Genomic DNA, 9792 nt, shown 5'->3' with positions numbered 1-9792 from the left:
CCACCGCCACTCCCAGGACGACCAGACCACCGATGACCAGCAGGGTGGTCGTCCCGCCCATGGCCCTACCCCCTACCGTGCCCGCGTCCCCCGGCCGCTCATCGCCCGCGCGGCCGCCCTTCGGCGGCCGCGACGCCCCGTCTTCCGGGGCCGGGAACGGAGGACAGGGGGCGGGCAGCGTCGGCACCGGCCGCGGCGGACAGGCCGCGGTTGTGCATCCCGGTACGCACGTTGCCCGTTGAGCGTATGGCTACCCGCTGGGCGCGGAGTTGACTCCTCGCTGCGGCGAGGTTAGGACCCGCTGCGGGACCGCGGCAAGCGTCTGGGAGCGCTGCCGCCCGGGTGATGGCGCACGGATCGGGTCGCGCATGGCTCGGTGTGGAGTGCGGAGGCCCGCCTCAGTCCAGGTCGGGGGGCTCGAAGCCGGCCAGCTCCTCCTCCACGGCCTCCAGTTCCTCACGGACCAGCCGGTACGCCAGCCCGGCGGAATATCCCTTGCGCGCCAGCATGCCCATGACGCGACGCACCCGGACCTCGACCGGCCGACCGCGGGTGGCGTCGAGTCTGCGCCGTACCAGCCGGCGCGCGGTGGCCTCCTCCTGCTCCGGGGTGAGCTCTTCGACCGCCTCGCGCACGGTCTCGTCGGCGACCCCGCGCTGCCGCAGCTCCGCGGCGAGCGCACGCCGCCCCAGCCCTCGCCCGGCGTGCCGGGAGTCGACCCACGCCTCGGCGAACGCGGCGTCGTCGATCAGCCCGGCCTCCCCGAACCGGCCGAGTACCGTCTCGGCCACTTCTTCCGGGATGCCCCGCCGGGCCAGCGCACGCTCCAGCTGTGCCCGGGTGCGCGGCGCGCCAGTGAGCATACGCAGGCAGACGGCGCGCGCCACGGCCTCGGGATCCTCCTCCGGCCGCTCCCGCGCGGCCGGAGGGTGCTCCCACTCCTGGTCGGCGGTCACCCGATCAGCCCTCCGCGGCGGGGCTCGCCTTGCTCCGCGCCGTGCGCTTGGCCGCCGCTGCGGTCACCGGCTCCTTGGCCGCGGCGCCGTCCTTGGCCCCGTCCTTGCCCGCCTGCGCCGCGGCGTCGGCGGGCGCGGAGGCGCTGTCGTCGCCGCCGGTGGGCACGCCGAGCTTCTCCTTGATCCGCTTCTCGATCTCGTTGGACATGTCGACGTTCTCGCGCAGGAAGTTGCGCGCGTTCTCCTTGCCCTGACCGAGCTGGGTGCCCTCGTAGGTGTACCAGGCGCCGGACTTGCGCACGATGCCGTGCTCGACACCGAGGTCGATCAGTCCGCCTTCGCGAGAAATGCCGACACCGTACAGGATGTCGAATTCGGCCTGTTTAAACGGCGGGGCGACCTTATTCTTCACAACCTTCACACGAGTGCGGTTTCCGACAGCATCGGTTCCGTCCTTGAGTGTCTCAATTCGCCGCACGTCCAGCCGCACCGAGGAGTAGAACTTCAGCGCCCGGCCACCAGTGGTGGTCTCGGGGCTGTTGTGCACCATGACACCGTCGACGAAGTAGTTGTGCGAGCCCTCCACCTCGATGTCGAAGCGGTGCATGCCGCGGGTCTCGGGCTTCACGTGGACGTCGAGGATCGGCGCGGCGACCAGCTGGTCGGCCGGCTCCTCGAACCGCGGCTCGACGGCGCACTGGCCCTGGTACCGCGGCAGCAGCTTGTAGGCCATGGACTCGTGCACGTAGGGCGCGACGAGCTTCTGGAACTGCGCCGAGGCGGCCGTGCTGAACTGGACGAAGTTCTTCTTGGCGGAACCCCGCAGCACCAGCTTGGCGTCGAGTCCGTGGGTGTCCCGCAGGTACTCGACCAGCCGCTGCCGGGATCCGGGGCTCATCGCCTCGACGCAGATCTCGATCCGGCCGCTGCCGCCCTCGGCCCGCGCCTGGACGCCCTTCGACCGGAGTGTGAAGCAGCCGTCGTCCATGTACCAGACGGCCAGCGCCAGCGGAGTCAGCGCCTTGAGGAACTCCCAGGTGAGGTGCTTCTTGCCGTCGCCGAAGTACACCACCTCGTGCAGCTCCTGGAGCTCGGGCAGCGGGCGGAAGTCGGCGAACACCGCGCCCTTGGCGTTGGTCGTGCGGGAGTGCGAGACGTTGCCGAGCAGCGACACCTTCCAGTCGAGGTAGGCCGCCTGCTTCTCCCCGTGGCCCATGCGGAACCGCACGCCGGTGCGCCCCCGCCGGTTCGGCGAGAGGTTGCCGTCGCCCATGATCGACCCGTAGATCACCTGGCGCTGCTGCTCGCTGAGGTAACGCTTCTCCGTGGTCAGCACCCGGTCGCCGGCGATGAGCTCGCCCGCCTCGCGCCATCCGCCCGGGGTACGCACGAGATGGTTCGGGGTGGCGGCGAACTGGGACTTGCCGTTTCCGCCGGACTTGGCGACGGTGAACTGCAGGAAGTGGTCGGTTTTGCCGTTGTCGAACCAGTTCACGATCCGGCGCGGGATCACCTGGTCCAGGTCGGGGTCATAGGAAAGGACCTCGACGTCCAGCTTTTGGTTGACGATCTTGCCGATCTTCTCCTGCGTGCCGTCGGCGAGCGTGACGCGGGTGTTGTAATGCATGCACCCGAACATCACGCCGACCTTCTCGCGCAGCTGGTTGATGAAGATGGCGGTGGTGCCGGTCTGGTGCAGTGCACCGGCGATCTTGCGGAGCGCCTGGGACATCAGCCGGGCCTGCAGACCCACGTGGCTGTCTCCCATCTCGCCCTCGATCTCGGCCCGGGGCACCAGCGCGGCCACCGAGTCGATGACGAGCACGGAGACCGCGCCCGAGCGGATCAGCATGTCGGCGATCTCCAGCGCCTGCTCGCCGGTGTCCGGCTGGGACAGCAGCAGGTCGTCGGTGTTCACGCCGATCTTCTTGGCGTACTCCGGGTCGAGCGCGTGCTCGGCGTCGATGAACGCGGCGATGCCGCCGGCGCGCTGGGCGTTGGCGACCGCGTGCAGCGCGAGGCTGGTCTTACCGGAGGACTCCGGACCGTAGATCTCGACGATGCGACCCCGGGGGATGCCCCCGATGCCCAGGGCGACATCGAGAGCGATGGCCCCGGTGGGGATCGCCTCGATGGGCGGGCGGTCGTCGTCGCCGAGGCGCATGATCGAGCCCTTGCCGAACTGGCGCTCGATCTGCGCGAGCGCGGTTTCGAGAGCCTTCTCTCGGTCAGCAGCTGGTGCCACGGGGAACCCCTGTTGGGTCGATGTCTTCTTTTTCATGTCGGGACGACGCTACGCGGCGACGACGACAGTTCGCGACGATCATCGCCGGCCTGTGGACGACCGCAGGGCGCGCCCCCGACCGGGTTCGGCGGTCACCGTGTCCGCAGGTGACGCGGACGCCGCCGAGTCGAGTACCCGTACCACTGTACCCGAACCTGTGTTCGATTCTCTGCGGCCACGCACCCCGGAGCGTGCCGGGGAACCCCTGCCGTGCAGCCCCGCCGCCCGCTCAGCGCGCCGAGGCGGGCAGGCGGAACGCCTCGCAGACGGCCTGCCAGACCTCCTTGGCGGCCATGCCGTCGTCCAGCGCCTGGCGCACGGTGCGCGAGCCGAGTTCCTCGATGACGTAGTCGCGGGCCAGGCTCTCGGCGTAGACCTCGCCGAACTGCTCGTTCATCCGCTGCCAGAAGTGCGAAAGTCTCATCACCTCCCAGTATCGACGCCGCGGGGGGCCGTGTCACCCGGTCCCTCCCGCCGCGCGGCCCCGCCGCTGTCACCGCCTGCGGGCACACTGGAAGGGTGACTGGAGGGACGAGCACAGAGCCCGGCGCCGGCGGTCGGGAGCTCCCGGACCGGTTCGCACCGGCCACCCGCGCGTGGTTCCGGCGGGCGTTCCCGGACGGACCGACCCCCGCGCAGCTCGGCGCGTGGGACGCCGTCGCCGGAGGCGGGCACACCCTGGTGGTCGCGCCCACCGGCTCGGGGAAGACACTGGCGGCGTTCCTGTGGGCGCTGGACGGGCTGACGCGCTCCCCGGAGCCGGCGGACCGGGCCCGGCGGTGCCGGGTGCTCTACGTGTCGCCGCTGAAGGCGCTGGCCGTCGACATCGAACGCAACCTGCGGGCGCCGCTGTCGGGCATCCAGCGGGCGGCGGAGGCCGCGGGCGCGCCGGTGCGGCGGCCCTCGGTCGGGGTCCGCACCGGGGACACCCCTGCCGAGGAGCGCCGCGCGCTGGCCACCCGGCCGCCCGACATCCTCGTCACCACTCCGGAGTCGCTGTTCCTGGTGCTCACCTCGCGGGCCCGCACCGGGCTCGCCGGGGTCGAGACGGTGATCGTCGACGAGGTGCACGCCCTCGCGGGCACCAAGCGGGGCGCCCACCTGGCGCTCAGCCTGGAGCGGCTGGACGCCCTGCTGGAGCGCCCCGCGCAGCGGATCGGCCTGTCGGCGACCGTGCGTCCCGCGGCCGAGGTCGCGACCTTCCTCGGCGGCACCCGTCCGGCGGCCGTGGTGGCACCGCCGAGCACGCCGTCCCTGGACCTGCGGATCACCGTACCGGTGGAGGACATGGCCGAGCTGGGCGCCGCCGTGGCGCCGGCCCGCGGCGACGACCGCGCGACCAAGGCCCGGACGTCGATCTGGCCGCACGTCGAGGAGCGCGTCCTCGACCTGGTCGAGCGGCACCGGTCCTCGATCGTGTTCACCAACTCCCGCCGGGTCGCCGAGCGGCTGTGCGCCCGCCTCAACGACCTCGCCGCCGAGCGGGCGGCCCCGGAGGCCGCGGACGGGGCCGGAGCGGTGCCGGCCGAGCTCATGGGCCAGGCCGGCCAGGGCGGCGGCGCGGGACGGGTCGTGGCCCGCGCGCACCACGGCTCGGTCTCCAAGGGCGAGCGCGCCGCCATCGAGGCCGACCTGAAGGCCGGCCGGCTGCCGTGCGTGGTCGCCACCTCCAGCCTGGAGCTGGGCATCGACATGGGCGCGGTGGACCTCGTGGTCCAGGTGGAGTCGCCGCCGTCGGTGGCGAGCGGGCTGCAGCGGGTGGGCCGGGCCGGCCACCACGTGGGCGAGGTCTCGCGGGGCGTGGTGTTCCCGCAGTACCGCGGTGACCTGCTGGCCGCCGCCGTGGTGGCCGAGCGGATGCGCCGCGGCGAGATCGAGGAGCTGCGGGCGCCGCACAACCCGCTCGACGTCCTCGCGCAGCAGATCGTCGCGATGTGCGCCATGGACGAGTGGACCGTCGCCGACCTGGCGGAGCTGGTGCGCCGCGCCGCCCCCTTCGCCGCGCTGCCCGACTCCGCGCTGTCGGCCGTGCTGGACATGCTGGCGGGCCGCTATCCCTCCGACGAGTTCGCGGAGCTGCGGCCGCGCCTGGTGTGGGACCGCGAGGCGGGCACGCTCCGGGGCCGCCCGGGTGCGCAGCGGCTGGCGGTGACGAGCGGCGGGACCATCCCCGACCGCGGCAGCTACGGCGTGCACCTGGTCGGCGGGCCGGCGGGCGGCTCCGGGACCCGGGCGGCGCCCACCCGGGTGGGCGAGCTGGACGAGGAGATGGTGTACGAGTCGCGGGTCGGCGACGTCTTCGTGCTGGGCGCGAGTTCCTGGCGGATCGAGCGCATCACGGCCGACCGCGTCCTGGTCTCCCCCGCGCCCGGCCGGCCCGGCCGGCTGCCGTTCTGGAAGGCCGACGCGCTCGGCCGGCCGATGGAGCTGGGCCGGGCGATCGGCGGGCTCGCCCGCGAGCTGGCCGGCCTGGACCGCGCGGCGGCCGTCGAGCGCGCCGGGGCCGCCGGCCTGGACGGGTGGGCCGCCGGCAACCTGGCCGACTACGTGGCCGAGCAGCACGCGGCCACCGGCGCGGTCCCGGACGACCGCACGATCGTGGTCGAGCGGTTCCGGGACGAGCTCGGCGACTGGCGGGTGGTCGTGCACTCGCCGCTGGGCGCCCGGGTGCACGCCCCGTGGGCGCTGGTGGTCGCGGCCCGGTTGCGCGAGCACTACGGCATGGACGCCCAGGTGGTGCACGGCGACGACGGCCTGGTGCTGCGGCTGCCCGATGTCGACGAGGCGCGCCAGGTGCCGCGCACCCTCGCCGGGCTGCTGACGCTGGACCCGGAGGGCGTCGAGGACGCCGTCGCCGCCGAGGTGGGCGGATCGGCGCTGTTCGCGTCCCGGTTCCGGGAGTGCGCGGCCCGGGCGCTGCTGCTGCCGCGCCGCCACCCGGGCCGGCGGATGCCGCTGTGGCAGCAGCGCCAGCGCTCCGCCCAGCTGCTGTCCGTGGCGTCGCGCTACGGCTCGTTCCCGATCGTCGCGGAGGCCGTGCGCGAGTGCCTGCGCGACGTCTTCGACGTCCCCGGTCTGGCCGCCCTGATGTCGGACCTCGCCGCCCGCCGGGTGCGGGTGGTGGAGGTCGAGACTCCGCGGGCCTCACCGTTCGCGCAGTCGCTGCTCCTCGGCTACACGGCGGCGTTCCTGTACGAGGGCGACGCCCCGCTCGCGGAGCGCCGCGCCCAGGCCCTCACGCTGGACTCCGCGCTGCTCGCCGAACTGCTCGGCCAGGCGGACCTGCGCGAACTGCTCGACCCGGAGGTCCTGGCGGAGTACGAGGCGGAGTTGCAGCGCCGCGCGCCGGACCGCCGGGCCCGGCCCGAGCACGGCGTGGAGGACACCGCCGACCTGCTGCGGCTCCTCGGTCCGCTGGACGCCGACGAGGGGGCGGAGCGCGGGGTGCGCCCGGAGTGGTTCGCCGAGCTCGCCGCGCACCGGCGCGCGGTCCGGGTCCGCGTGGCGGGGGTCCCGCGGTGGGCGGCGGTCGAGGACGCCGCGCGGCTGCGCGACGCGCTCGGCGTCGAACTGCCGGGATGGCTGGCCGGCGCGGAGCCGGCCGCCGGCGGGCCCGACGGCGGGCCGCGCGCCTTCGCGGGCACGGCCGAGGCGTTCGGCGCGCCGGTCGGCGACCCCCTCGGCGACCTGGTGTCCCGCTACGCCCGCACGCACGGGCCGTTCGGCGCCGAGGAGGTCGCGGCGCGGTTCGGCCTGGGCCGCGCGGTGGCCGCCGAGGCGCTGCGGCGGCTCACCGCCGCGGGCCGCCTCGTGGAGGGCGGGTTCCGGCCGGGCGGCCGCGGGACGGAGTGGTGCGACCCGGAGGTGCTGCGGACGCTGCGCCGCCGCTCCGTCGCCCGGCTGCGCCGCGAGGTGGAGCCGGTCCCCCAGCGGGCGCTGGCCCGGTTCCTCCCGGTCTGGCAGCACGTGGCACCGCCGTCCGGCGCGGGTCCGCGCGCCCGTGAGCGGCTGCGCGGGCCGGACGCGGTGTTCACGGCGGTCGAGGCGCTGCGCGGCGCGCCCGTCCCAGCCTCCGCGCTGGAGTCGCTGGTGCTGCCCGCCCGGGCGGCGGACTACGCCCCCGCGATGCTGGACGAGCTCACGGCCGCCGGGGAGGTCGTGTGGGCGGGGGCGGGCCGGCTGGCCGGCAACGACGGCTGGGTCTGCCTCGCACCGGCCGAGGAGGGCCCGCTGGTGCTGCCGGAGGCCGCCGCACTCGACGGCTCCCCGCTGCACGCGGCGGTCCTGTCCGCCCTGGACGGCGGCGGGGCGCTGTTCTTCCGCGATATCGCGGACCGGGCGGCCCGAGAGCTCGGCACGGCGGCGGCCTCGGACGCCGCCCTCGTGGCGGCGCTGTGGGACCTGGTGTGGGCGGGACGCGTCAGCAACGACACGCTGGCTCCGCTGCGCGCGGTGCTGGGCGCCGGCGGCACGGCGCACCGCGGCCGGCGGCGGCGCCCCGCGATGCCCACCCGCACCGGCCCGCCGACCGTCGCCGGGCGCTGGTCGGCGCTGCCGCCGCGCGACGCCCATCCGACCCGCCGCGCGCACGCGGGCGCCGGCGCCCTGCTGGACCGCTACGGCGTGCTCACCCGCGGCTTGGTGGTGGCCGAGCAGGACCGGCGGGCCGGCGAGGCCGGTGGGGGCGGGTTCAGCAGCGTCTACCCCGTCCTGCGCGGTTTCGAGGAGGCCGGCCGGGCCCGGCGCGGCTACTTCGTGGACGGCCTCGGCGCCGCGCAGTTCGCCCTCCCGGGCGCGGTCGACGAGCTGCGCTCGCTCGCCGCTGCCACCGACACGGGGCCGGCGCTGGTCCTGGCCGCCACCGACCCGGCCAACGCCTACGGCGCCGCCCTCCCCTGGCCGGACCGGCCGGACGTGGCGGCCCGCCCGGGCCGCAAGGCGGGGGCGCTGGTGGTGCTGGACGGCGGTGAGCTGGTGCTGTACGTGGAGCGCGGCGGCCGGACGGTGCTGACCTTCGGCGCCGGCCCCGACGCGCTGACCAGGGCCGCCGCCGCCCTCGCGTCGGCCGTGCACGAGGGCGGCCTGGAGGCGCTCTCGGTGGAACGCGCCGACGGAGTGCCGGTCTTCGACACCCCACTGGCGGCGGCGCTGACGAAGGCCGGTTTCCACGCGACGCCGAGGGGGCTGCGGCTGCGCCGGTGACCGGCGCGGCCAGCGGTTTCCGCACCCGAACTTCTCCACCCAGGAGGTCCCATGCGAACCATGAGCTACTCCGAGTCTCGCGCGAAGTACGCGGAGACCCTCGATTCCGTGGTGAACGACCGCGAGGAGGTCGTCATCACCCGCGCCGGCCACGAACCCGTCGTGATGGTCGCACTCGCCGACTACCAGTCGCTCCAGGAGGCCGCCTACCTCCTCCAGAGCCCTGAGAACGCACGCCGGCTGGTCACCGCCATCGCACGCCTGGAGTCCGGCGGCGGCGTTCAGCGCGAGATCGTCGAATGAACGTCGTCCGGGACGTGTCCGCCTGAGCCTTCGCCTGGGACACCTGCGGGTGGCGGACAGAAGACCGCAAGCTCCTCGAAGCACCAGCGCCCGCATCGAGGACAACAGCACCGCGCCCGCTAGCTAGCCGTCGTCCGCCTCGTCGTCGGGCACCCAGCGCAGCACGTCGCCGGGCTGGCACTGGAGTGTGCGGCAGATCGCGTCGAGCGTCGTGAACCGCACGGCCTTGGCGCGGCCGTTCTTCAGCACGGCGATGTTGGCGGGCGTGATGCCGACGGCGGCGGCGAACTCGCCCACCGACAGCTTGTGTTTGGCGAGCTGGACGTCGAGGTCGACGATGATCGCCATCAGACCACCGCGGCCATCTCGGCCTGCAGTTCCGTCGCCTTGCGCAGGAGACCGCGCATGAGCACGAGCAGCATCGCGAATGCCGCGCCACCGCCGGCGGTCACGACCGCGGCGCCCAGCGCGCCGATCGCCTGCATGTTGTCGGTGGGAGAGGGGATCTCGGCCACGGCGAGGTGCACGGCGACCCCGGCGGCGAGCAGGGTCGCCACGACGGTGGCCCCGATGATGACGTCCACCCAGCGGAAGGCCTTGGGGCTGAAGAGCGCGTCGCGTCCGAGCATGGCGAGCAGCATCCACGCCGCGGCGAAGGCCACCTGGACGCAGGCGACGCCGATGATCGCCACGGTCACGTAGGGGCCGGCGAACGGGGCGTAGGGCGGGAACCGTGCGACCTCGTCGGCCGCCGTCGTCGGGATGACGACGATCTGCCCGAAGAGTCCGATCAGGATCGCTGCGACGATGCCGGCCCGGAGCGTGGCGACGAAGAACTGGTTCATGTATCGATTATCGATACATGTCTATCGAAAGTCAATCGAATGCGTCTCCGTGCGGGTCAGTGCCGGTAGGTCAGTGCCGGTGGGGCGGCGGGCCGGGCGGCTGGGTCGGCCAGGACGGGTTCGATCCGGTCCAGCCGGCCTGCGGATAACCGGCGGCGCCGGGCGGCGGGGTCGGCGTCCCGTACCCCGAGGGGTGGTAGGG

General features: G+C 74.3%; 6 protein-coding genes and 3 pseudogenes. 2 read left to right on the top strand and 7 right to left on the bottom strand.

The annotated features are described in order from the left end of the window. Positions 1 to 398: 398 nt before the first annotated feature. The 5 genes and pseudogenes from recX to DEF28_RS23350 form a co-directional block, all read right to left on the bottom strand. Entirely contained in the window at positions 399 to 956 is a 558-nt protein-coding gene (recX, locus tag DEF28_RS23360; RefSeq protein WP_233515500.1) for a recombination regulator RecX, read from the bottom strand. A 4-nt stretch (positions 957 to 960) separates the two neighbouring features. Continuing rightward, positions 961 to 1512, bottom strand: a pseudogene (locus DEF28_RS29005) (recombinase RecA); the annotation flags it as partial. 9 nt (positions 1513 to 1521) lie between these two features. Further along, positions 1522 to 2583: pseudogene (locus DEF28_RS29000) on the bottom strand (intein-containing recombinase RecA); the annotation flags it as partial. A 3-nt stretch (positions 2584 to 2586) separates the two neighbouring features. Continuing rightward, positions 2587 to 3237: pseudogene (gene recA / locus DEF28_RS28995) on the bottom strand (recombinase RecA); the annotation flags it as partial. A 232-nt stretch (positions 3238 to 3469) separates the two neighbouring features. After that, the gene (locus DEF28_RS23350; RefSeq protein WP_114398581.1) at positions 3470 to 3664 is read right to left on the bottom strand and encodes a DUF3046 domain-containing protein; all 195 of its coding nucleotides are present in this window, start codon (positions 3662 to 3664) and stop codon (positions 3470 to 3472) included. 95 nt (positions 3665 to 3759) lie between these two features. On the opposite strand from DEF28_RS23350, the gene DEF28_RS23345 reads away from it, so the two are divergent. Together DEF28_RS23345 and DEF28_RS23340 are read left to right on the top strand one after the other, a co-directional pair. Then, on the top strand, positions 3760 to 8442 hold the full coding sequence (locus DEF28_RS23345; RefSeq protein ID WP_181874338.1) for an ATP-dependent helicase: 4683 nt from the start codon (positions 3760 to 3762) through the stop codon (positions 8440 to 8442). A 51-nt stretch (positions 8443 to 8493) separates the two neighbouring features. Further along, entirely contained in the window at positions 8494 to 8745 is a 252-nt protein-coding gene (locus DEF28_RS23340) for a type II toxin-antitoxin system Phd/YefM family antitoxin (protein ID WP_114398579.1), read from the top strand. Positions 8746 to 8868: 123 nt separating this feature from the next. On the opposite strand, the gene DEF28_RS23335 is transcribed toward DEF28_RS23340, so the two are convergent. Together DEF28_RS23335 and DEF28_RS23330 are read right to left on the bottom strand one after the other, a co-directional pair. Further along, positions 8869 to 9093 (bottom strand): helix-turn-helix domain-containing protein, encoded by a 225-nt coding sequence (locus DEF28_RS23335; protein ID WP_114398578.1) that lies wholly within the window; start codon positions 9091 to 9093, stop codon positions 8869 to 8871. Then, positions 9093 to 9590: a DUF2975 domain-containing protein gene (locus tag DEF28_RS23330; protein WP_114398577.1), complete on the bottom strand. Its 498-nt coding sequence runs from the start codon at positions 9588 to 9590 to the stop codon at positions 9093 to 9095. Before DEF28_RS23330 ends, DEF28_RS23335 begins: the two co-directional genes overlap by 1 nt. Positions 9591 to 9792: the final 202 nt, after the last annotated feature.

The organism is Marinitenerispora sediminis (assembly GCF_003336425.1).
GTDB classification, from domain to species: domain Bacteria; phylum Actinomycetota; class Actinomycetes; order Streptosporangiales; family Streptosporangiaceae; genus Marinitenerispora; species Marinitenerispora sediminis.
Note: the sequence above shows the minus strand (reverse complement) of the source record. Positions and strands in the feature narration are given on the sequence as shown.

Bases quoted from the DNA above. Each gene is read 5' to 3' on its own strand.
- DEF28_RS23350 (WP_114398581.1), bottom strand. From the start codon at position 3,664: ATGAGACTTTCGCACTTCTGGCAGCGGATGAACGAGCAGTTCGGCGAG.
- DEF28_RS23340 (WP_114398579.1), top strand. From the start codon at position 8,494: ATGCGAACCATGAGCTACTCCGAGTCTCGCGCGAAGTACGCGGAGACC.
- DEF28_RS23335 (WP_114398578.1), bottom strand. From the start codon at position 9,093: ATGGCGATCATCGTCGACCTCGACGTCCAGCTCGCCAAACACAAGCTG.
- DEF28_RS23330 (WP_114398577.1), bottom strand. From the start codon at position 9,590: ATGAACCAGTTCTTCGTCGCCACGCTCCGGGCCGGCATCGTCGCAGCG.